Origin of the sequence: Gordonia sp. NPDC058843 (assembly GCF_042743165.1) — a bacterium.
Lineage (GTDB): Bacteria > Actinomycetota > Actinomycetes > Mycobacteriales > Mycobacteriaceae > Gordonia.
This window is the reverse complement of sequence record NZ_JBHYNC010000040.1, coordinates 1-24265: the sequence shown is the minus strand read 5'-3', so window position 1 is coordinate 24265 and position 24265 is coordinate 1. Positions and strand designations below refer to the sequence as shown.

The window sequence follows — 24265 nt, the reverse complement described above, 5'->3', positions numbered from 1 at the left end:
ACGATCGCCGACCCTACCGGCCGCCTCGGACAGCGATCAGACTCGACCCGCCGCGCCGTGGACGCGTGCGCTCTCGTACAGACAGATGGCCGCAGCGGCAGCGACATTCAGGCTCTCCGCGCGACCGCGGATCGGAATGGACACGCGGTGATCGGCAGACCGTTGCACGTCGACCGACAGCCCGTGCGCCTCGTTGCCGAAGAGCCACGCGACGCGACCGGCGAGGACGTCACCGGCGGAGTCCAGGTCGACCTCGCCGTCGGCGGCCGTCGCGAGCAGGGTGACGCCCGCAGCGCGGACGGCGTTCAGCCCGTCGACGACCGAACGCCCGCGTACGACGGGGACCGTGAACACGCTCCCCGCACTCGCACGGACACACTTCCCGTTGTGCGGGTCGACGGCATCGCCGAGAAGGACGACGGCGTCGGCGCCCATGGCGTCGGCGCATCGGATGAGCGTGCCGGCGTTACCGGGCTCACGGGGCTCTACGGCGACCGCGAGAAGCCTCGGTGCATCGGTGAGGACGGCGTCGAGGGACACGTCGAGGAGCGGACAGATCGCGAAAATGCCTGCCGGCGTGGAGGTTTCCGCGAGCTTCGACGCGGCACGGGCGGTGATCACCGACACGCCGACACCGTCCGCCGTCGCGGTATCGAGGAGGTCGCGATGGCGGAGTTGCTCCTCGTCGGCGACGAGAAGCACCTCGACCCGTCCGACGGCGAGCGCCGATGCGACGGCGTTGGCCCCCTCCGCGAGGAAACGACCCTGCGCCCGCCGTTCTGCTGCACGGTGCAGCTTCGCATACGACACGACCCGCGAGGATCGCTCGGACAGGATCTCCGTCATCGGAGGCTGGTCCGCGCGGCTCGCGGGTCGTGAATGCTGGGGTGCAATCAGGCAGCCGGGGCGTTGACGTCGGCCGGCAGTGCCTTGCGGGCGACCTCGACCAGACCGGTGAAGGCCTCGGGATCGGTCACGGCGATATCGGCGAGCACCTTGCGGTCGACCTCGACACCAGCGGCCTTCAGGCCCTGGATGAGGCGGTTGTAGGTGATGTCGTTGGCGCGGGCCGCGGCGTTGATACGCGAGATCCACAGCTTGCGGAATTCACCCTTGCGCGCCCGGCGGTCACGGTAGGCGTAGTTCAGCGAGTGGAGCTGCTGCTCCTTCGCCTTGCGGTACAGGCGCGACCGCTGTCCGCGGTAGCCCTTGGAGGCCTCGAGGGTGGACCGACGCTTCTTCTGTGCGTTGACGGCCCTTTTCACGCGTGCCATGTGTTAGATCCTTTTGCTTGTCAGATGTCTGGGGTCGCTGGCGTCAGCGGTTGAGCAGTCGCTTGATACGCGGGGCGTCGTTCTCGCTGACGACCGTGGTGCCGTCGAGACGACGGGTGCGCTTGGACGACTTGTGCTCGAGCAGGTGGCGGCGGTTGGCCTTCTGGCGAACGATCTTCCCGCTGCCGGTCACCTTGAAGCGCTTCGCGGTGCCCTTGTGGGTCTTGCTCTTCGGCATGATCTTCCTTCTCTCGGGCGAACTCGGGCACCGGACCTGGCGAGGTCCGGTGAGTACTCGGGTTCGCGTGTCGTTATCTCGGCCGGAACGGTTCGGACTCTCGTCTGGCCGATCGACTCAGTTCTCGTCCGCTCAGTTCTCGACGATTCAGTTCTCGTCTGGGGCGGCCTTCGGGCCACCGGAACGTTCACGGCTCTCTTGCGCCTTTTGGCGGGTCTTCGCACCCTTGTGCGGGGCGAGGACCATCGTCATGTTGCGACCGTCCTGCTTGGCCGAGGTCTCGACGAAGCCGTAGTCGGCGACGTCGTTGCCCAGGCGCTGCAGCAGCCGGTAGCCGAGCTCCGGACGGGACTGCTCGCGGCCGCGGAACATGATGGTGACCTTCACCTTGGATCCCGCCTCGAGGAACCGGACGACGTGACCCTTTTTGGTCTCGTAATCGTGGTCGTCGATCTTGGGACGGAGCTTCTGCTCCTTGATGACGGTCATCTGCTGGTTCCGGCGCGATTCGCGCTGCTTCTGGGCCGCTTCGTACTTGAACTTGCCGTAGTCCATGATCTTGCAGACCGGCGGACGGGCGTCCGGGGCCACCTCGACCAGGTCGAGATCGGCCTCGTAGGCCAAGCGAAGCGCATCTTCAACACGCACGATGCCCACCTGCTCCGAGTTGGGTCCGACGAGTCGGACCTCAGGGACGCGGATGCGCTCGTTGATGCGGGTCTCAGTGCTGATGGGGCCTCCTTGTTCAATCCTGCAGTGGTAACCGTCGCGTCGTGGCGAGGGACGTATGCAAGAGAACCTGCGGAACACCTCAGCAAAGAAGCCCCGGGACAGATGTCCGCGGGGCTCCGATACCGACCGGTTCGCAACATGGCTGCCATGACTGGCAGACGCTGCCACCGACACACAGCTCAGCATCAATGGATGCGATCTGCGACGATCGGCGTGAACCGGACCGTGCAACTGCGAGAACCTCGCGTCGAACGGTGGGAGCGGAACTCCACTTACGACCCCGGCGCAAACCAGGGCGGTCGTGCTATGGGAGTCTAACAGCCATGGCCGAGAACTCCTATTCGTCACCTGGACCGTCATCCCCGGAAGGTGCGACGGGCGGCGGCGCCGACATGGGAGATGCGGCGCACACCGATCCCGACAACGTCCGTGACCTGGGCGATATTCCGGCCATCGAGGTCATCACCCGTTCCATCGTCATGCTGATGAGCGCCGCGGCCGAGAAGCTCGGTCTGGCCGAGGGCACCCCCGCGGACCGTATCGACCTGCCCGAGGCCCGCACCCTGATCACCGCCCTGGCCGGAATCGTCGATGCCTCGAAAGCCGATCTCGGCATCCACGCCGCGCCGATCCGCGATGGATTGAAAAGCCTTCAGCTGGCGTTTCGCGAAGCGAGCGCGTACCCCGACGAGCCCGGCGAGGGTCCGGGCGAGAAGTACACCGGTCCGGTTCGCGCGCCCCAGAAGTAGGGGGCCCTACTGCTGGTTGAGCAGGTGAGGAGCGTAGCGACGGAGCCCGCCCCTCCCGCCGGTTGAGCAGGTGAGGAGCATAGCGACGGAGCCCGCCCCTCCCGCCGGTTGAGCAGGTGAGGAGCATAGCGACGGAGCCCGCCCCTCCCGCCGGTTGAGCAGGTGAGGAGCGTAGCGACGAGCCGTGTCGAAACCACTACGCTGGACCCATGACGAATGCCGATGAGCCCGCAGGGTCCGACGAGATCGTCGACGCGGAGATCGTGCCGACCGGCCCGGTCCCGGGGGCGTCACCCGATCCGAACTACTCCGACAGCGGCATCCCCACCTTCGACTTCGTCCGCGACAAGATCGAGAACCGGATCACCACCGCGATCGGTTCGCAAGAGCTCGCGGAGGCGAGCCCCGAAGGCCACAGCGTGGACGAGATGATGCGCAAACGCGACGAAGCCGCGAAGAAGCGACTCGAAGAGATCCGCAAGTCGATGGGCTCGTGAGACCGACCTCACTCCCCCCGTAACTCCTGATCCGCCAGGATATCCCTGCACAGCATCGACCCGACCCACGCACGGATGCGGTCCGATGGCCAGCCCCGCGCGGCCAGATGCGACCACACCTCATACCCGAACGCCAGTGAGGCCACATCGCAGGCCGCCTCGGCGTCGATGCCGTCGCGCAGCGTTCCCTCCGGCCAGGACGAGAAGATCCGCCGCCGGCCATCGTCACCCCTCTGCTCGCCGTTTCGGTACGCCTCGGCGAGCACGTCGTTGGTGACACTGCCTTCGAAGAGCAACCTGACGATGTCTCCCGGTCCGTCGAACATCCGCTGCCGATGCCTGGCCATCGCCTCGATCTGCTCACGGGGCGTGGCCCCTTCCGCCTGCAGTTCGCGGACGAGTTTCGGCACGTCGGCCTCGTCGTCGACGACGTCGACCAGTGCGGTGGCCAGTCCGGCCTTGTTGCCGAACACGGCGTAGACGGTCGGCTCGGCCACGCCGGCCGCTGCGGCGACTTCCTTCAGAGTTGTTTTGGTCCAACCCTTTTCAGCGAACAGTCGACGCGCTTCGGCGGACAGTCGCATACGGGTCTCGCGCGCCTGCGCCTCACGGTGCGGCGACGAGTACGCGCGCTTGTCTTGTTCCATCCACCACTCCCGGCTATATTAACTGAGTGTTACTCAATGAAATTAGTTCGACTCACCCAATCTAGGGGCACCCATGGAAAAGGCCAAACTTGCCGGATACGGCCTCGTCGGCGGCGGCGTGCTCGTGTGTGTCGGCGGCGCGACTCACCCCCACGGACCGATGGACTCGATCGAAGGTCACGTCATCGGCATGCTGGAAGACCCGACATGGGTGCCCACACACTCGATCGCCTTCCTCGGTACCGCGATCATCGCGGCGGCGCTGATCGGCCTCTCGCGCGGCCGTGTGGAGCCGGCCCGAATCCGTCCGTTTCTCGTCGTCGCGGGTGTGGGCGCGGTTCTGGCCGCCGTCGAGTACATTCCGCACATCGCGGCGAAGTCGGAACTCGACGAACTGAAGGCAGGCGACCCCGCCCCCATCACCCGCACGCATGAGGTGCTGGCCGCGTACTCCGGACCGGTGTTCGGCTTCGGGTCGGCTCTGCTCGCGCTGATGGTCGCGATCACCGCCACCCGGCGCCGACCGTTGTGGGGACTCATCGCGGCCCCCGGCATCGTGGGCGGGGTCGCTGCCGGCCTGGCCGTACCGCTTCTACTCGTGACCCAGGACGTCCAGATGACACTGCTGTTCCCGGGCGTTGCGGGAGTCGCGGTCTTCTACATCCTGCTCGGGGTCGGCGTTGCGAGAGGCACTGTCCTCACCGCGGCCCGAGAAGTCGTGACTCCGGAGCAATCGAGCGCCGCGACGGACCCGGCCGCACCCGTGCCCGCCTAGCCGGACGAGCGGTCCGGCGGGAGGTCAGCCGACCGAGGCCACCGCGTGATCGATGTCGACGATCTCGGCGAGGAACTTGCCGGTGTGGCTGCCCGGGGTCGCGGCGATGTCCTCCGGTGTGCCCTCGCCGACGACGGTCCCACCACCTGCACCGCCCTCGGGGCCCATGTCGATGACCCAGTCGGCGGTCTTGATGACATCGAGGTTGTGCTCGATCACGATGACGGTGTTGCCCTTATCGACCAGACCGTTGATCACCGCCAGCAGCTTCTTGATGTCCTCGAAGTGGAGCCCGGTGGTGGGCTCGTCGAGGATGTAGACCGTCCGGCCCATCGATCTCTTCTGCAACTCGGCGGCCAGCTTCACGCGCTGGGCCTCGCCACCGGACAGAGTCGGGGCAGGCTGTCCGAGCCGGACATAACCGAGCCCGACGTCGACGAGGGTCTTGAGGTAGCGGTGGATCGAGGTGACGGGCTCGAAGAAGTCGGCCGCCTCCTCGATCGGCATGTCGAGGACCTCGGAGATGGTCTTGCCCTTGTAGTGGACTTCGAGGGTCTCCCGGTTGTAGCGCGCGCCGTGGCAGACCTCGCACGGGACGTAGACGTCCGGCAGGAAGTTCATCTCGATCTTGATCGTGCCCTCGCCGGTGCACGCCTCGCAGCGGCCGCCCTTTACGTTGAACGAGAACCGGCCCGGTTGGTAACCGCGAACCTTCGCTTCGGTGGTCGCCGCGAACAGTGTGCGGATCTTGTCGAAGACGCCGGTGTAGGTGGCCGGGTTGGACCGCGGCGTGCGACCGATCGGTGACTGGTCGACCTGGACGAGCTTGTCCAGGTTGTCCAGACCCTTGATGCGCGTGTGGCGTCCGGGCACCTGCCGCGCGCCGTTGAGTTTGTTGGCGAGCACCGTTGCCAGGATGTCGTTGACGAGCGTGGACTTGCCCGAACCCGACACGCCCGTGACCGCGGTCATCACTCCGAGCGGGAAGGACACGTCGATGCCGCGGAGATTGTGCTCCCGCGCACCGACGACGGTCAGCTGCCGCTTGCGGTCGATCGGCCGGCGGATCTCCGGGACCGGCAACGAGTCGCGTCCGGCGAGGTACGCGCCGGTCAGCGACTTGCGGTTTTTCAGCAGGTCCTTGTAGCTACCGCTGTGCACCACGTGTCCACCGTGCTCACCGGCACGCGGGCCGATGTCGACGATCCAGTCGGCGGCGCGGATGGTGTCCTCGTCGTGCTCGACGACGATGAGCGTGTTGCCCAGATCCCGGAGTCGGGTCAGCGTGTCGATGAGCCGCCGGTTGTCGCGCTGGTGCAGACCGATCGACGGCTCGTCGAGGACGTAGAGCACGCCCGCGAGACCCGACCCGATCTGGGTGGCCAGACGGATACGCTGCGCCTCGCCGCCCGACAACGAACCCGCCGCACGCTCCAGCGACAGGTACTCGAGCCCGACGTCGAGCAGGAAGCGGATGCGGGCCTGGACCTCCTTGAGGACACGCCCCGCGATGGCAGCCTGGCGGGAATCGAGCGTCAGCTGCTCGAGGAAATCGGCGCAGTCGGCCACCGACAGCGCACACACTTCCGCGATGGACTTCGGTCCGTACTCCGGATGATCGAGTGTCACCGCGAGGATCTCCGGCCGGAGACGCGCACCCTGGCATGCCGGACACGGCACGTCGCGCATGTAACCCTCGTAGCGCTCTTTCATCTGCTCGGACTCGGTCTGGTCCATACGGCGTGCGAGGAACGACAGCACACCCTCGAACTCGGTGTAGTACGAGCGGGTCCGGCCGTACCGGTTGCGGAACTTGACGTGCACCTGGTGATCGCTGCCGTTGAGCAGGGCCCGGCGCGCCTTGATCGGCAGCTTCTTCCAGGGGGTGTTGATGTCGAACTTCATCTGATCGGCCAGGCCGGACATCAGACGGAGGAAGTAGTCCGCGTTGTGTCCGGTCGACCACGGTGCGATCGCACCCTCGGCGAGCGACATCTCCGGGTCGGGCACGACGAGTTCCTCGTCGACCTCCTTGCGGACACCGAGCCCGTCGCACTCCGGACAGGCGCCATAGGGAGAGTTGAACGAGAACGAGCGCGGTTCGAGGTCGTCGATCGCGATCGGGTGCGCGTTCGGGCAGGCCATCCGCTCCGAGAAGCGGCGCTCGCGTTCCGGGTCGTCTTCCTCGAGGTCGACGAAGTCGAGCACGATGATCCCATCGGCCAGTCGTAGGCCGGTCTCGACCGAATCCGTCAGGCGCTGCTTGGCGCTCGTCTTGACCACCAGGCGGTCCACGACCACCTCGATGTCGTGCTTCTCCTGCTTCTTCAGCTTCGGCGCATCGGTCAGGGGGTGGACGACTCCGTCGATGCGGGCTCGCGAGAAGCCCTGCGTCTGGAGTTCGGCGAAGAGGTCGACGAACTCTCCCTTGCGAGTGCGCACGACCGGTGCGAGCACCTGGAAGCGCGTGCCCTCGTCCATCGCGAGGACCTGGTCGACGATCTGCTGGGGCGTCTGCTTGGCGATGGCCTCGCCGCAGATCGGGCAGTGTGCCTTGCCGGCGCGGGCGTAGAGGAGGCGCAGGTAGTCGTAGACCTCGGTGATCGTGCCGACGGTCGACCGCGGATTGCGGTTCGTCGACTTCTGGTCGATCGACACCGCGGGCGAGAGACCCTCGATGAAGTCCACGTCCGGCTTGTCCATCTGCCCGAGGAACTGCCTCGCATAGGCGGACAGCGACTCGACGTAGCGCCGCTGCCCCTCCGCGAAGATCGTGTCGAAGGCGAGGGACGACTTGCCCGATCCCGACAGCCCGGTGAAGACGATGAGGCTGTCCCGGGGCAGGTCGACATCGATGCCCCGAAGATTGTGTTCGCGGGCACCTCGGACGATCAGACGATCAACCACTGCAGTCCTTACATTCTCGAGTCACAAGGGCGCACACCCGGCGCACGGGCACAGTACCGACGGCCACCGACAAGATCGTCATCGCGCACTCGCCCTGGAAAGATTCGGAGTCCGACGACCGGGCGATCGGTCTCGCCGCCCGCGTGTCATCGCCGAACCGATGGTCCAGGATACGCCCGCCACGCGAAGTCCCATGGTCACGACCGTCACATTCCGGCGGTCCGCTGTCATAGCCTGTCGGCATGACCTCCCCCGCGACACCGATCAGTGACACCTACACCGGCGACCTCTCCGAGTCGACGACCCCGCAGCGCCGCACGCTGGCGTCGGCAACCATCGTCAAACTGTCCGTCGGCCCGATGGACAACAACGTCTACGTGGTCACCTCGCGCGCGACGGGTGATCAGCTGATCATCGACGCAGCCAACGACGCGGACACCATCACCGAGGTCCTGTCGGCCGTAACGGGAACCCCGGCGCTGATCTTCACCACCCACCAGCATTTCGACCACTGGCAGGCGCTCGCCGCCGTCGCCGAAGCCACGGGTGTGCCTACGGCCGCCGGGCGTCTCGACGCCGGCGAACTGCCCGTCACACCCGACCGGCTCGTCGACGACGGTGACGTAATCGAGGTCGGCGACCTCACCTTCGAAGCCATCCACCTGGTCGGGCACACCCCGGGGTCGATCGCCCTGGCGCTCACCGACGTGAACGACGACGGCGAGTCGACCGTGCACCTGTTCACCGGCGACTGCCTCTTTCCGGGCGGCATCGGCAAGACCTGGAAGCCGGAGGACTTCGACACTCTCCTCGACGACGTCTCGACGAAGCTGTTCGACCGATTCGCCGACTCGACCGTGGTCTATCCCGGCCACGGCAAGGACACCACTCTGGGCGCCGAGCGCGGGTCGCTGCCGGAATGGCGCGAGCGCCGCTGGTGACCGAGTGACGCGAGCGACGCGATGAGCTCGGCGTGTTTCGTCTGCGTCCCGGACGGTTACCTGTTACCCGGATCGTTCGGCAAGTCGTGATCGGCGAAGCCCCGCCAGCGGCAAACTGATCACGGAGAGCCGATTGACCTGCACATTTGCTGCGAGAGGGTAGCGTTGACCGAGCCAGAAACGCGCTTCACCCGACGGATCTCGATAGCCAAACCCGACTGAAGAAGGTTGTGACCGATGATTCTCCGCCGTATAGCCCGTCCGCTCCTCGCCTCGGCGTTCGTCGCCAGCGGCGTGGACGCCATCCGGAGCCCCAAACCGATCGCGCAGTCCGCAGAGCCGGTCGTGGACAAGGCCCGGTCGTCGCTCCCGCCGGAGGTGGCCGGCCGGATTCCGGAGAACACCGAGACGCTGGTGCAGATCAACGCGGCCGCCCAGATCGGCGGCGGCATCCTCCTCGCAACCGGTAAGTTCCCGCGCTTCGCGTCCGTCGTCCTGGCCGGGACGCTGATCCCCACCACCGCGGCCGGCACCGACTTCTGGAACGAGGCGGACCCGGTCAAGAAGGAAGCACAGCGCAACGCCTTCATCAAGAACGTCGGTCTCCTCGGCGGCGTCCTGCTGGCGGCTGTCGACACCGAGGGCAAGCCCTCGCTCGCATGGCGCGGACGCCAGAAGGCCTCGGCCGTCGCCGCGGCCCTGCCGATCGGTGCGGCTGCCGGATCGTCGACGTGGGAGCATCTCGTCGAGCGCACCCACGACGGCGCCGAGATCGTCTCCGAGCGATCCGCCGACGCCGCGGCCAAGTTCCGGGAACACGCACCCGAGATCGCCGAGGCCGCGCAGAAGCGCTCACTGGAATTCGCCGGAAAGGCCGCCGACACCGCCTCCGAGGTGGCCGACCGTATCCGTGACCGCGCCCCGGTTCTCGCCGACGCGGCCCTGGAACGTTCATCGGGACTCGCCGACACGGCCCTCGCGCGCTCGTCGGATCTCGCCGAGACCGCGCGCAAGCGGGGCCCGAAGCTCGTCAAGCAGGCGCAGAAACGAGCCGAGAAGGCCCAGAAGCAGGCGGTGAAGGCGCAGAAGCAGGCGAAGAAGAACGCCCCGAAGCTCGCCGACGCCGCACGCGATCGCGCGACCGACCTGGCCGACACCGCTCGCAAGCGCGGACCGGAGTTCGCCGATGTGGCCCGCGATCGGTCCACCGAGCTCGCCGATGTCGCCCGCGCACGATCGGCCGTACTCGCCGAGACCGCACGCCAGCTCGCTGCCGCCGCCGAGGACTCGGCCGACCAGGGCCGCAAGCGTCTGCGTAAGGCGCGTCGCTGACCCCCCGGGGCTTCCACACGCACGACCACCAGATACGAGCACGACCCTGAACACGACCGAGCTCACGACCACGGACGCGGCGCACCCGCCGGAGGACTATCCCTGGGTGCCCGCGTCCGTGGCGCTGAGAGAGGCCGCGGTGCGAGATGTGGTGGTGAACGATCCGGTGTTCGGGATGGCTCCGACGCCCAATTCTCGGCTGGTGGTCGCGGTCGGGTCGAACGCCGCCCCGGATGTCTTGCGGCGCAAGCTCGCTCAGGTACCGTCCGCGGAGGCTATCTGTCTTCAGACGGTCGACGTCGCGAACATCACAGTCGGCCATTCCGCGCACGTCGCAGCCCGCGGTTACGTCCCGGCCGCCCCGGTCGTCGCAGTTCAGGGCACGATTCGGACCCTCGCGGCCTGGCTGGGTCCCACGCACATCGAGGCGCTCGACGCCACCGAACCCAACTACCATCGACAGACAGTGAATACGCGCGACCACCCCCTGATCCCCGGCGGGCCCACTCCCCTCATCCCGGACACGCGGCCCTTGCCTGCGGAGTTCGACCTCTACGTGTCCCGACACGGCGTCCTTGCCGACCCGGTCACCGGCGCCCCGCTCCCTTTCGGCTCGCAGACCGACGTCCTCGGCTGGTTGTCCCGACAACTCGACGACGCGACGCTCACAGACTCGGCGTCCCGGGTGTGCACCCGGCTCGCATCCCGACCCGAGACGATGACCGCCCGTATGCGCAATGCCGGCCTGTCGCGGCCATGCGGGTTGCACGCTCAGCTGCCGATCGGCCGCGACCGATGACCGCGCTGTCACCGGACACCGATCCTCGGGTGGACGAGGAACAGCGGCACCTCGACCGCGTGTACGGCCGGCTCGACCGGATGCGGCGGACCACGCAGCGCCGGTTGTCCACGACGCTGTCCGAACGCGGTGGCACGCCTCAGGCGCTGTCCGAGCGCGAGTCCTACGAGCGGATGTACAACGAAGATCTCGCGAAATTCGATGCCGCCGAACACAATCTGTACTTCGGGCGGCTCGATCTCGAGGACGGCGAGGTCCGGCGCATCGGACGTATCGGTGTCCTCGACGACGGATTCGCCGACGACGGCGAGCTCGACGCCACCGCCACCGACGCCACTCTCCTGCTCGACTGGCGCGCTCCGCTGGCACGTCCGTTCTATCTGGCGACCCCGGCGGCACCCGAGGACGTGGCGCGCCGTCGCCACATCCGCACCCGGAGCCGCAAGGTCCGCGGTGTCAGCGACGAGTCGCTGACAGCGGGCGACGCCCTGCTCGACGACTTCGGACACGGCGACGTCGTCAACGAGTCGGCTCTGGTCGCGGCACTCAACGCCGCTCGCACCGGCGAGATGACCGACATCGTCGAGACCATTCAGCGCGAGCAGGACCTCATCATCCGTTCGGCGCACCGGGGAGTCACCGTCATCCAGGGCGGACCTGGTACCGGCAAGACCGCGGTCGCGCTGCACCGGGCCGCCTATCTGCTCTACACGCATCGCGAGAACCTGTCGCGCAGCGGCATTCTCATCATCGGACCCAACGACGACTTCCTGAACTACATCGGCCAGGTGCTGCCTTCACTGGGTGAGTCCGGCGTACTCCTGTCGACCATCGGTGATCTCTTCCCCGGTGTGCGCGCGGGCACCGAGGATCCGCGGACGACAGCTGCTGTCAAGGGCGGGCTGCGGATGGTCGACGTCCTCAAGCGCGCGGTGCGCGCCCAGCAGTCCCTGCCGTCCCGGCCGGAGTCGGTCGATTTCGACAGCTATCAGGTCGAGATCGACTCGGAACTGGTCAAGGCGGCACGCGCCAAGGCCCGCGCCACGCGCCGCGCACACAACCTGTCGCAGAACGCTTTTCTGAAGGCCGGGCTCGCCGAACTCGCGGCGCGGCACGCGGCCACGATCGGATCGAGCCTGCTCGACGGATCGCAGTTGCTCAGCCCCGCGGACATCGCCGACATCCGCGACGACATGAGTCGCGATCCGGACATCCGCGCCGCGCTGTTGCGCTTCTGGCCGACCCTCACCCCGCAGGCTCTGCTGCGCGAACTCCTCGGCGACGAGCGCGCGATACGCAGGGCCACCCCGGGGTGGACGGACGCCGATCGTGCTGCGCTGCACCGTTCGACGCGATCAGCATCAAAATCGGGTGAGGACTTCTCACCGGCCGACGTCCCGCTGCTCGACGAGCTCGCCGAGCTGATCGGCTACGGCACCGAGGACGCCGAACGCGCCGAACGCGCGCGCTGGCGCCGTCAGCTCGCCGACGCCCAGGACGCACTGGACATCCTGACCGGCTCGGCACCTCAGGATCTCGAGGACGAGCTCGACCCCGAGATCTTGATGGCCTATGACCTGATCGATGCCGAGCAGCTCGCCTCTCGTCAGACCGAGACCCGGCGCGCCACCACGGCCGAACGGGCCTACGGCGACCGGACCTGGACCTTCGGCCACGTCATCGTCGACGAGGCCCAGGAACTGTCCGGGATGGCCTGGCGAATGGTGATGCGGCGCATACCGAATCGGTGGATGACGATCATCGGTGACACCGCTCAGACGTCCGACGAGGCGGGCACACGCTCGTGGGGCGAGGTCCTGGAGCCGTACGTCGCGAAGCGCTGGCAGTTCAAGGAGCTGTCGGTCAACTACCGGACGCCCAGCGAGATCATGGTGTACGCCGCCCGTGTCCTCGACGCGATCGGCAACGGCGAGAAGGCGCCGACCTCGTTACGCAGCAACGGGATCGAACCGGTCGCCCTCCGCGCGCACAACGGCACGCCCGAGGAGATCGTCGCAGGCGTTCGCCGAGCCGTCGCGCTCGCCGAGCCCGAGGGCCTCACCGCCGTCGTGGTGCCCGATCACCTGCTCGACATGATCGGCGGCGCGCTGTCGTCGGAGGACTCCACCCTTCCGGACCGAGAGCCGCCCCGTGTCTACACGGTGCGGAGCTGCAAGGGTCTCGAGTTCGACACGACGATCGTCGTCGAACCCGCCGGGATCATCGACCAGTCACCGCGCGGACTCAGCGACCTGTACGTGGCCCTCACCCGCGCGACACAGCGACTCGTCGTCGTCCATCGCGACGACCTGCCCGATGCCCTCGCGGATCTGCCGGCCGGCTGAGGATCTGGTCCCAGGGGGACCAACGCCCACCCCGCTCCCTGATCCGAAGGAACCACACTACTTCTGGTCCCTGAGGTGCGAGGAGCGATAGCGACGAGCCACGAAGGGTCGGCGAGGCACGTCACCATGCCCTTCGTGGCTCGCTTCGCTCGCACCTCAGGGAGCAAAAGGGAGTCCACTTCGCTCGCACCTCAGGGAGCAAAAGGGAGTCCACTTCGCTCGCACCTCAGGGAGCAAAAGGGAGTCCGCTTCGCTCGCACCTCAGGGAGCAAAGGGGAGTCCGCTTCGCTCGCACCGCAGGGAGCAGAGGGGGCCAGTAGTCTGGGGTACCGCGTCAGGGAGCAGCGCAGGCCAGTTTGTCCGTGTCTCGGATCAGAGGTCAGGGCGGGCCGGTGGCGCCTCGGCCTCGGTGATCGCCGCGTCGATCCGCGGTCCGATCTCGACCAGTGCGTCACTGCCGACGATCCCGAGGTGATCGGCGTCGACATCGACGCGGGTAATCCGTCCTTCGAGGAACGGCGCCCACCGTCCGGCCGTCGTGTCCGGGTCCGCCTCTCCGGCAGCGGCGATGATGAGCATCGCGTCGCCGTCATAGACTCGCGGACGGTGGTCGACGGTGCGCTGGGTGGACGTCGCCATCCGCTGCAGCATCCGGTCGAACGCATCGCCGTCGAGCAGGCCGAGTCCGGTGACCTTCTCGCGGATCGCGGCGGCCACCGCAGCCGGATCGTCCGACGCGACGACCGCGTCGACGTCGATGACGGCCTGCCACCCACCGAGCAGGTCCGCGACCGTCGAGCGCGTATCGTCCGGCGATTCCGCGGAACCCGATGCCGTTCCGTCGGTCTCGAGTTCATCACCGACGGCGGGATAGCTGTCGAGGAGACCGAGGAAACCGACTTCGGCACCCTGCGAACGCAGTTGGACGGCCATCTCCTGTGCGATCAACCCACCGATTGACCAGCCGACGAGATGGTATGGCCCCTGCGGAATGAGAGTGCGGATCTCGGCCACATAGCGCGCAGCGAGCTCGCGGATCGATGCGTCGGCCGGGTCACCGGCCACCACGAAGGGGTCCTGCAGGCCGAAGACCGGACGATCGTCGAGATACGGTGTCAGACCGGCGAACAGCCACGCAAGCCCGTCGGCGGGATGGACACAGAAGACCGGAGCCCGGTTGCCCTCTGCTCGCAGCGGCACGACCACCTCGCCCCGCGGGGCGGCCGGAGCGGCCGGAGCGGCCGGGTCCTCGTGCGCGGCGAGTCGGGCGCCGAGATCGCGCGGCGTCGGTCCGGCAAAGATCCATGCGACCTCGACGGGCACCCCGGTCCGACGACGCAGGAGCGACACCAGTCGCACCGCCGACAACGACGTCCCGCCCAGGTCGAAGAATCCCTGACCCGCGCTCGTGACCGCGGAGCCGGTGATCTCCGCCATCGATTCCGCGACCGCCACCTCCCAGCGGCCCGTCGGCGCCGCGGTCTCGGTGTCGTCCCGGACCAGTCCATCCGCGGCCATGAGCGCCGCGATCCGGGCGTGCTCCGGCCGACCCTCGGCACCGAGCGGGATGTCCTCGACGATGCTGATCACGGTCGGAACACAATGCGCGGGCAGCACCGTCGTCACCTCGCGGCGCAGCTCGGAAACTCCGAGGTCGTCGCCGTCGAGAACGACCCAGGCCCCCACCTCGACGCCGTCGTCCGTCGGCACACCGACGACTGCTGCCGCAGCCACGCCGTCCACGGCGGCCAACGCGTCCTCCACCGCGTCGAGATCCACTCGCCGGCCGTCGATTCGGGGATGGCGCGCGACCGGCCCGAGGATCTCGAGCCGTGTCATGGACGCGTCGACCCACCGTGCCCGGACGCCCGTCGGCGCCAGTGCACCATCCTCGCCGCGCTCGTACAGCTGGCCCGGCACCCGCGGTGGCACCGCGCGGGCCGCGCTGTCGACGATCACCGACGCTCCGTCCCCGGCAGCGGTCAGCTCGAGTTCGACCACCGGGACTCGGTCCACGACGGTATCGAGGTCACCGGTGACGGCGTCGACCATGCGCAGGAAGACGTCGCGAACCGTCGCCACCGTCTCGATGTCGAACAATGCTGCGGCATAATCGATCTCGCCAACCAACTCGACGCGGGTGCCGACCATCCGTTCCGCGAGACCGAGTGTCAGATCGACCTTCGCGGGCGGCGGCCCCGGTTCGACAGGCACCACCTCGAGACCGTCCACGCTGAACGCACCGGCATCCGTGCCGGAACCGGCCCCCGGAAGCGTGGTCCCGTCCTCGGATTCGGCGAGGTAGTTGATCATGACCTGGACGAGCGGAGCGTGGGCGGTGGAACGGACCGGTGTGAGGTGCTCGACAAGCGTCTCGAACGGGATGTCGGCGTGCGCGAACGCCGCGAGATCGGTGTCGCGGACCCGGCGGAGAAGAACCCCGACCGTGTCCTCGGCCCGCAGAGGGGTCCGGAGCACCACGGTGTTCACGAACATGCCGATGAGCCCCGCCGTGGCCGCGTGGCCGCGCCCCGACACGGCGGCGCCGACGCTGACGTCGTCCACGTCGGCCACTCGCGCGAGGGCGGCGACGAACGCGGCATGACAGACCATGAACGGGGTCATCCCGTGTGCGCGAGCGGTCGCCACGACTGCCGCGCTGCGTTGCTCGCCGAGTTCGAGGAACATGCGGCCGCCGGCGGGGTCGGCGACCGGCGGGCGCGGACGGTCACCGGGTAGCTCGAGCGCGGCGGGCACACCGGCCAGCGTCTCGGCCCAGAACGAGTACTGCGCGGCCATCGGCGACGTCGGGTCGTCGATCTCGCCGAGTAGTTCGCGTTGCCAGAGTGCGTGATCGGCGTATGCGATCTTCGGCACATCCACCACCTCGTCACGGCGGTAGCCGCCGAGGACTTCCGCGGCCAGGATCGCCAGAGACGCCGCGTCGCCGGCGATGTGGTGGAGGACCAGCACCACCCGATGCACCGGTGGCGTCGTGACGTCGTCTCCGTCCGGCGGTGCCACGGCGATCACGACGCGCAGCGGGAGCTGCGTCGACACGTCGAATCCCTCCGCGCACAGCGCCATCGCCGCATCCGCGGTGTCTGCCGATTCCCAACGCAGATCACGCGCCGCCGCCTCCGGGTCGAGGATGTGCTGATGGGGCACCCCGTCGTCACCGAGCGGGTAGACGGTCCGCAGGGGCTCGTGGCGGGTCATCGCCCCGACGACAGCGGCTCGCAGTGCGCCGACATCGAGGAACCCGTGGATGTCGAAGGCGACGGGCATGTTGTACATCGGAGAGGTCACGTCGAACTGGTTGATGAACCAGAGGCGTTGCTGCGCATACGACAGCGGGATGTGGGCGGGCCGGGGGCGCGCAACCAGCGGATGCTCGGCGACCCGACGACGCGTGAGGATCCGCGCGAGCTCGCGGACCGTCGGGGCTCGGAAGAGGGCCCGGACATCGAGGTCGACGCCGAGTTGCTCGCCGATCCGCGCCACGACGCGCATCGCGGCCAGCGAGTTGCCACCGAGATCGAAGAACGGCACCGTCACCGAGACCTCGTCGAGTCCCAGGACGTCGGCGAAGACAAGGGCCACTGCCCGTTCGACGGCGTCGGCCGGCGGCACCATCTCGGTCTGGTCGTCGCTCGGCGCGGGTAGGGCCCGGCGGTCCAGTTTGCCGGTCGCGGTGATCGGGACCGAATCGAGGATCACCCATCGAGTAGGCCGCATGTACTGCGGCAACGCACCTCTGAGGTGCTCGCGGACCACCTCGAGGTCGACACGACCGGCGAGATACCCGACCAGCACATCGCCGGCCGGACCGCTCCGGACGGTGACGGCGGCGTGCGTGACGCCGTCGACGCGGGCCAGTACGGTCTCGATCTCCCCGAGTTCGATGCGCTGCCCGCGCAGTTTGACCTGGAAGTCGGCCCGGCCGAGATACTCGAGGGCGCCGGAGGCGTTCCAGCGCACCAGGTCACCGGTCCGGTAGAGCCGGCCGCCCGTCGGCCCGGTGGGATCGGCCACGAAGCGTTCGGCGGTGAGATCGGGCCGGCCCGCGTAGCCGCGCGCCAGCTGATCCCCGCCGACGTACAGCTCGCCGACCACCCCGGCCGGCGCCGGGCGCAGCCTGTCGTCGAGCACCCACGTCGTGGTGTTCGCATTGGGCCGGCCGATCGGCACGATCGCATCACCGGGAGCGAAGCGATACGCCGTCACCTCGACGGCCGCCTCGGTCGGACCGTAGAGATTGTCGATGTCGACCTGCGGAGCCAGCGCGGCCATCGCCTCGGCGGTGGCCGCGGGTAGGGCCTCACCCGAGGCGTTGATCCGCCGCAGCGACAACAGCGCCGCCCGCCGCTGCGGGCGGTCACCGATGTACTCGACGAACGCCGCCATCATCGACGGCACGAAATGCACCGAGGTCACCCGATGCCGCTCGATCTCGGCCAGGACGTGGGCCGGGTCGACGTGCCGACCGTCCTCGACGATGACCAGACGGGCCCCGGCCATCAGCGGTTCGAACAGTTCGGGGACGGACACGTCGAAGGTGACCGGTGTCTTCAGCATGACCGCGTCGTCAGGACGCAGCGGCGAACGGACCGACATCCACGCCAGTCGGTTGAGAACGGCGCCGTGACTGACGGTGACGCCCTTGGGTGTTCCCGTCGATCCGGACGTGAACAGGGTGTAGAGGGCGTTCTCCGGGCGAGGCCGCCGCAGTTCCGGACGCCGACGCGAATTCGCCTCCGGCGACGCGTTTCCATCGACGACGATCGTCGGCGTGGCCAGTCCGGACAGGGCGGACGGGCGGAGATCGACGGTCAGGATGACCGCGATGGACGCGGAGTCGACCATCGCGGCCACTCGGTCGCTCGGTGTCGCCGGGTCGATGCTGACGTAGCTGCCGCCGGCCATGACCACGGCATGAATCGCGAGCACCAGTTCGACCGAACGCGGGATGCACACGCCCACGGCCACATCGGGACCAACCCCATGTGCGGTCAGGGTTTCGGCTAGCCGTGTGGTCCGATCGATGAACTCGCGATAGGTCACCGTCCGCGAGCCCGCCACGAGGGCGGTCGACCCCGGTGAGCGACGCGCGGCGGCCGCGATCGCATCGGTCACCGTCGACCACGGCACGGGCAGGTTCGGCCCCGACACCAGCGTGGCGATCCGCGCGAGCTCGGCGGCGTCGGTCAGGTCGATGGCGCCGACGGCCAGGTCGTCCGCGTCCACGATCGCCTCGAGGACCCTGGTCAGCCGGACGAGCGCGGTCCGGGCGGTGTGTTCGTCGAACAAATCGGTGGCATAGACGATCTCGACGGCCCACGCGTGTCCGGGCCGGATCGTCACCACCACTGTCAGGTCGAGTTGGGTGGTGGCGGTGGATGTCTCGATCGGCTCGAGGATGAGCGCACCGGAGTCCATCGCACCGGGACCTCTCGCACCGGACCCCCTCGCACCGGAACCGGAGACAGGTCCCCCCGAGCCGAGGTCGTCTCGATCGTGCAGGACCGACAACATCACCTGACTGATCGGGGCGAACGCTTCCGAGCGAACCGGGGACAGTCTGTCGACCAGGTACTCGAAGGGGACGTCGGCGCGCGCGAGTGCGTTGACGTCATCGACGCGCACGCGCTCCAGGAACTCGCCGACCGGGGCATGCGGGTCCACATCAGTGCGCAGGACCACGGTGTTGACGAACATGCCGACGAGGTCGTCGAGGTGCGCATGTCCACGTCCGCCGACCGGTGTGCTGATCACGATGTCGCGAGTCGCCGACAGGCGCGCCAGCACGACCGCCAGCGCCGCGTGGATGACCATGAACTCGGTGGCGCCGTGCGCGCGGGACGTGGCCGAGATGCGTCCGGTCAGTTCAGCCGGGAGGTCCGCGGTCACGCGACCGCCACGCTGCGACGCCACTGCCGGCCGCGGCCGGTCCGTCGGCAGCGGGAGCAGATCGGGAATCCCGGAGAGGCGGTTCGTCCAGTAGCCGACCTGGCGCCCGAGAACGGACTCCGCCGAGTCGATGTCCCCGAGCATGTCCCGTTGCCACAGTGCGTGATCGGCGAACTGGATCAGTGGTGCGGCCGTTCCGGTGACATTCGGCCCGCTCGCTACGCTCCCGGCGCCGTCGATGACATTCGGCCCGCTCGCTACGCTCCCGGCGCCGTCGATGACACTCGGCCCGCTCGCTACGCTCCCGGCGCCGTCGATGACACTCGGCCCGCTCGCTACGCTCCCGGCGCCGGGTGCACGTCCCTCGGCACGTGCCAGATACGCACTCCACAGGTCGGCGAGCAGCGGCCGCATCGACTCCCCGTCGGCGGCGATGTGGTGCAGCACGATGACGAGGACGTGCTCGTCGTCGCCCACGGCGAGGAGCCGGATCCGCAGCGGGAGGTCGGTGGTGACATCGAAGGTCGGTTCTCCCACGAGTTCGGCCGGGTCGGCGAGATCCGGCGACACCGCGAGTGTCTCCCACCGCAGGCGGGCACGTGCCTCGTCGATCGGCAGGATGTGCTGGCGGGGTTCGCCGCCCTGCGCCGGGAAGACGGTCCGCAGGACCTCGTGGCGGCCGAGCAGATCGATGACCGCCTCGCGTAGGGCGCCCGAATCGAGTTGGCCGCGTAGGCGGACCGCGACCGGGATGGTGTAGGCACCCGACTCCGGGTCGAGCCGGTTGAGGAACCAGATCCGTTGCTGTGCATAGGACAACGGGATGTGCGCGGGGCGGGGAGCCGCACGTCGCAACGGGGGCGGTCGTGACGCGTCGTCGTAGGCGGCGTCGATGCGGCGCGCCAGCCGGCGGACCGTCGGCGCCTCGAAGATGTCGCGGACGCCCACGTGTACCCCGAAGGCATCACCCGCGCGGGCACTGACGCGGGTTGCGGACAACGAGTTGCCACCGATGGCGAAGAAGTCGGCGGTCACCGAGACTCCGCTGCCGGTCGAGCCCGCCGACGCCGCCTCGTCGATACCGAGGACGTCGACGCCGAGGACCTCACCGACGATGGCGGCGAGCACGCGCTCGGTATGGGTCGACGGCGCGACGTGCTCGGTATCGATGCTCGACTGCTCGATGGCGGGAAGGCGGGCTCGGTCGATCTTCCCGATCGGGCTGCGCGGCATGGTGTCCAGGACAGCGAGTGCGGCCGGGACCATGTGCGGCGGGAGGTGGATCATCAGATGCTCCCGCAGCGCGGAGGTCATCTGTCGCACCTGGTCCCGCCCGCCCACAGGATCGACGAGCTCGACATAACCGGCCAGCGAGGTCACCGGGTTCCCGACACCGACGACCGCCGCAGTCCGCACCTCCGGGTGCGCACTCAGGACGGATTCGATCTCCCCGAGTTCGAGCCGCTGGCCGCGCAGTTTCACCTGGAAGTCGGCGCGGCCCACGTACGTCAGTCGACCGCTGCGGGACCGGCGTACGAGGTCTCCGGTCCGGTACATCCGCGTCCCCGCCTCACCCGCGGGTGCGGCGACGAAGCGTTCGGCGGTCAAGGCGGGGCGGCCATGGTAGCCGCGTGCGAGTTCCGGACCGGCCAGGTACAGCTCACCGATGACTCCGGGCGGCACCGGATGCAACCGTTCGTCCAGGATGAATGCGCTCACCCCGGCGACCGGGCGGCCGAGGTGGACAGGCTCGTCGGCACTGATGGGCGGCGATGTGACGCTGATGATCGTGGTCTCGGTCGGCCCGTACCCGTTGTGGAATCCCACGTGCGCGGCCCAACGGTCCTTCTCGGTGTCGGGGACCGACTCGCCGCCGACGAGTACGTCGGTCATCGGCAGGCGGCCGGGGTCCGGCAGCGATGCCGCCACCGAGGTCACCAAGAAGGCGTGGGTCGTCCGACCGGCCGTGATGAAGTCGGCGAGTTCACGGCCCCCGTAGACGTCGGGAGGAGCGATGACGAGCGTGGCGGCGCTGCCGTAGGCCCCGAGAACCTCGAGGACGGCTGCATCGAAGGCCGGTGAACTGATCCCGAGCCACCGCGCCTCGGGTCCGGAACGGTGACGGTCGCGCAGCGCCGCGGTGACACCCGCCAGCCCGCGGTGTGTCACCAGCACCCCCTTGGGCGTTCCGGTGGAGCCGGACGTGAAGATCATGTACGCGCCGGAATCGGGTGACATCGGCCGGATGCGAGGCGACGCGTCGGTTGCCGGTCGTGTCCGCAGGTCGCGAACGAGCGTCGGCTCGAGCAGCAACCGCGCCGGCGACGTCGCCATGACGTCGGCGGCGAGCCCCCCGACACTCCCATCCGTGAGGATCAACGCGGCGTCCGCGGCGGCGAGGACACGCGCGATGCGTTCGGCCGGATAACGGGGATCGATCGGGCAGTACACGGCACCGGTCTTGACCACTGCCCACAACGCGAGTTGCGCGGCTGCCGACCGCGGGAACGCGCACACGACCACATCCTCCGGACCGATCCCGCGCCCGATGAGCTCACTCGCGAGATGCGAGCTCGCAGTATCGAGTTCGGCATAGGTCCAGGTGCTCTCGGCATCGACGACGGCCGGGTGCCCCGGACGCCTCTGCGCCGCGCCGTCGAGTATGTCCGGGAGCATCATCGGATCGGGATCTGGATCGCCCGACACCAGCGGGACCATCTCCTCGTCCCCGATCAGCAACTCGAGGTCCCCGACCGGACGTGCGCTGTCGTCGACCGCGGCCGCCAGCACGGCTACGAATCGATCGGCGAGCCTGCGGGCTGCGGGTTCGTCGTAGAGGTCCGTCGCGTAGGTGAGCGAACCGCGCCACGGAGCCCCCACTGCGGGGTCCGTGAGGACACCGACGGTGAGGTCCAATTTCGCCGAGTTGTCCTCGACCGCAACGGGTTCGATGTCGAGATCGGCGAGCGGTCCGTCGGCTGCGATGGGAGCTGCCAGTTCGGAGGTGGTGAGCAACACCTGCACCAGAGGCGCGTGGGATGCGGCGCGAACGACACCGAGTTCATCGATGACGTCGTCGAAGGGCACATCGGCGTGATCGAGGGCATCGAGATCCACCTCGCGCACAACCCGGAGCAGGTCGGCGAATGCCTGCGCCGCCACGATCGGAGTCCGCAACGCAATGGTGTTGACGAACATGCCGATGAGGTCGTCGGTGTCGCCGTCCCGGCCCGCGGTGGCGGTCCCGATGACGATGTCGGAGGTTCCCGACAACCGGCCCAGCACCGCGGCCAATGCCGCGTGCAACACCATGAACGCGGAGGCGTCACCGTTGCGGGCGAGCGTGCCCACCCCCTGCGCGACGCGTCCCGGGATGATGAACTCGACTGTTGCGCCGCGCATGGTCGGGGTGGCCGGACGGGGATGCGTGGTGGGCAGATCGAGGAGAACGGGCGCACCGGCGAGTTTCCGGACCCACCATTGCCGGTGGTCATCCCGTTCGGCGGCGCGCGCGGCGGTCCGCAGCACGTGGTCGGCGTACTGGATCGGCAGTGGCATCCAGTCCGGGGCCCGACCATCGCATCGCGCCGAGTAGGCGGTGAGCAGATCGCGCGACAGCGCCCGACCCGACTCGCCGTCGGCGGCGATGTGGTGGATGCTGATCACCAGCATCGCACCGGTACCGGGTTCGACATGTGCTCGGGCGCGCACGGGCCGGTCGCGGGTCACGTCATACGGTTCGGCGGCCACGGCCAGGGCCTCGGATTCGGAATCCACCACGGCCCAGTCGAATCCGTCGGTCCCGAGGTCGATGTTGTTGATCACCTGCTCGGGACGCCCGTCGCGGGCGATCGGGTAGGTGGTGCGCAGGATCTCGTGGCGCGCGACCACGTCGGCGAGCGCACGACGCAGATGCTCGACGTCGACCTGGCCGCGAATCCGAAAAGCGAACGGAATGATGTACGACGCGACGTCCGGTTCGTACTGGTTGATGAACCACATGCGCTGCTGCGCACTCGACAGGGGCAGCACGGACGGACGGGGCAACAGGGTCGGACGGGGCAGGGTCGGGCGGCGCAACACGGCCGGACGGTCTGCCGCGATCGTTGAGCCGTCGACGGGAACCTCGGCCGCGTCGATCCGGCCCGCGAGATCGCGGACTGTCGGGGCGTCGAAGACGTCCCGAACTCGCACCGTGACGCCGAGCATCCGGGTGACGCGTGCCGCGAGGCGGGTGGCCGCCAGAGAGTTGCCGCCCAGGTCGAAGAAGGTGTCGGTCACCGACACCGAGTCCATGGTCAGACCGAGTACATCGGCAAAGACACCGGCGAGCGCGAGTTCGGTGTCGGTCTCGGGTTCGGCGCGACCCGCAGAGACGAGATCCGGTGCGGGCAGCGCCTTGCGGTCGACCTTGCCAGCGGTGTTCAACGGCAGCTCATCGAGCACCACCCACGACGTGGGTCGCATGTACGCCGGCAGCTTCTCGGCCGTCTCACGCAGTACATCGACGTCCACAACGGTTCCGGTGACATGTGCGACGAGTTGCTGGCCCGCGGGGAGTTCCAGAACCGAGGCGACCACCTGGGCGACACCCGGCGCGGTCGCGAGGACGGTTTCGACCTCCCCCAACTCGATCCGCTGCCCCCGCAACTTCACCTGAAAATCAACACGCCCCACATACTCCAACTCACCCACACCCGACCACCGCACCCGATCACCCGTCCGATACAACCGCACACCCACCCCACCAAACGGATCCGCCACAAACCGCTCCGCAGTCAACCCCGACCGCGACGCATACCCCCGCGCCACCTGCACACCACCCAAATACAACTCCCCCACCACACCCACCGGCACCGGACGCAACCGCGAATCCAACACCCACACCGACACATTCGGCACCGCCCGACCAATCGGCACCACCACCTCACCACCAGAGACCACATACGACGTCACATCCACCGCAGCCTCAGTCGGCCCATACAAATTCACCACCCCCACCCCAGACACCAACCCCCGCAACCCCTCCACCGCACCCACACCCAACGCCTCACCCGAACAAAACACCCACCGCAACGACCCCAACCCCACCGAACCCGACCCCCCCAGACCCGACCCC

The 24265-nt window shown here is 68.3% G+C and carries 14 protein-coding genes; 7 read left to right on the top strand and 7 right to left on the bottom strand.

Features of this window, described 5'->3' with window-relative positions; all coding sequences use genetic code 11:
• Positions 1-36 precede the first annotated feature (36 nt).
• The 4 genes from ACFW3F_RS20535 to infC all read right to left on the bottom strand — a co-directional run bounded on the left by ACFW3F_RS20535 (position 37) and on the right by infC (position 2301).
• The gene (locus tag ACFW3F_RS20535) at positions 37-846 is read right to left on the bottom strand and encodes a TrmH family RNA methyltransferase (RefSeq protein ID WP_388060671.1); all 810 of its coding nucleotides are present in this window, start codon (positions 844-846) and stop codon (positions 37-39) included.
• Between the two features lie 47 nt (positions 847-893).
• The gene (gene rplT, locus ACFW3F_RS20530; RefSeq protein WP_010844357.1) at positions 894-1274 is read right to left on the bottom strand and encodes a 50S ribosomal protein L20; all 381 of its coding nucleotides are present in this window, start codon (positions 1272-1274) and stop codon (positions 894-896) included.
• A gap of 43 nt (positions 1275-1317) precedes the next feature.
• Positions 1318-1512 (bottom strand): 50S ribosomal protein L35, encoded by a 195-nt coding sequence (gene rpmI, locus ACFW3F_RS20525; protein ID WP_004018754.1) that lies wholly within the window; start codon positions 1510-1512, stop codon positions 1318-1320.
• Between the two features lie 147 nt (positions 1513-1659).
• Positions 1660-2301 carry a translation initiation factor IF-3 gene (infC, locus tag ACFW3F_RS20520; RefSeq protein WP_388060698.1) on the bottom strand — a complete coding sequence of 214 codons (642 nt, stop codon included), beginning with the start codon at positions 2299-2301 and terminating at the stop codon, positions 1660-1662.
• Between the two features lie 266 nt (positions 2302-2567).
• Between infC and ACFW3F_RS20515 the strand changes: the two genes are divergently transcribed.
• Both ACFW3F_RS20515 and ACFW3F_RS20510 read left to right on the top strand, forming a co-directional pair.
• Complete coding sequence (locus ACFW3F_RS20515) at positions 2568-2993, top strand: DUF1844 domain-containing protein (RefSeq protein ID WP_388060669.1); 426 nt, start codon at positions 2568-2570, stop codon at positions 2991-2993.
• A gap of 209 nt (positions 2994-3202) precedes the next feature.
• Entirely contained in the window at positions 3203-3490 is a 288-nt protein-coding gene (locus ACFW3F_RS20510) for a PspA domain-containing protein (protein ID WP_388060667.1), read from the top strand.
• 8 nt (positions 3491-3498) lie between these two features.
• On the opposite strand, the gene ACFW3F_RS20505 is transcribed toward ACFW3F_RS20510, so the two are convergent.
• Positions 3499-4137, bottom strand: coding sequence for a TetR/AcrR family transcriptional regulator (locus ACFW3F_RS20505; protein WP_388060665.1), 639 nt, complete (start codon positions 4135-4137; stop codon positions 3499-3501).
• Between the two features lie 73 nt (positions 4138-4210).
• On the opposite strand from ACFW3F_RS20505, the gene ACFW3F_RS20500 reads away from it, so the two are divergent.
• The gene (locus tag ACFW3F_RS20500; RefSeq protein ID WP_388060663.1) at positions 4211-4912 is read left to right on the top strand and encodes a hypothetical protein; all 702 of its coding nucleotides are present in this window, start codon (positions 4211-4213) and stop codon (positions 4910-4912) included.
• Positions 4913-4936: 24 nt separating this feature from the next.
• Here the strand turns inward: ACFW3F_RS20500 and uvrA are convergent, their stop codons facing one another.
• Positions 4937-7819: an excinuclease ABC subunit UvrA gene (gene uvrA / locus ACFW3F_RS20495; RefSeq protein ID WP_388060661.1), complete on the bottom strand. Its 2883-nt coding sequence runs from the start codon at positions 7817-7819 to the stop codon at positions 4937-4939.
• Positions 7820-8061: 242 nt separating this feature from the next.
• On the opposite strand from uvrA, the gene ACFW3F_RS20490 reads away from it, so the two are divergent.
• The 4 genes from ACFW3F_RS20490 (at position 8062) to ACFW3F_RS20475 (ending at position 13236) form a co-directional block, all read left to right on the top strand.
• Positions 8062-8760 carry an MBL fold metallo-hydrolase gene (locus ACFW3F_RS20490; protein ID WP_388060659.1) on the top strand — a complete coding sequence of 233 codons (699 nt, stop codon included), beginning with the start codon at positions 8062-8064 and terminating at the stop codon, positions 8758-8760.
• Positions 8761-8997: 237 nt separating this feature from the next.
• Positions 8998-10092 (top strand): DoxX family membrane protein, encoded by a 1095-nt coding sequence (locus tag ACFW3F_RS20485; RefSeq protein WP_388060657.1) that lies wholly within the window; start codon positions 8998-9000, stop codon positions 10090-10092.
• A gap of 106 nt (positions 10093-10198) precedes the next feature.
• Positions 10199-10891, top strand: coding sequence for a hypothetical protein (locus ACFW3F_RS20480; RefSeq protein WP_388060655.1), 693 nt, complete (start codon positions 10199-10201; stop codon positions 10889-10891).
• Positions 10888-13236 carry a HelD family protein gene (locus tag ACFW3F_RS20475; RefSeq protein WP_388060653.1) on the top strand — a complete coding sequence of 783 codons (2349 nt, stop codon included), beginning with the start codon at positions 10888-10890 and terminating at the stop codon, positions 13234-13236. Before ACFW3F_RS20480 ends, ACFW3F_RS20475 begins: the two co-directional genes overlap by 4 nt.
• Before the next feature lie 372 nt (positions 13237-13608).
• Here the strand turns inward: ACFW3F_RS20475 and ACFW3F_RS20470 are convergent, their stop codons facing one another.
• The gene (locus ACFW3F_RS20470; protein WP_388060651.1) at positions 13609-24237 is read right to left on the bottom strand and encodes an amino acid adenylation domain-containing protein; all 10629 of its coding nucleotides are present in this window, start codon (positions 24235-24237) and stop codon (positions 13609-13611) included.
• Between the last annotated feature and the right edge of the window lie 28 nt (positions 24238-24265).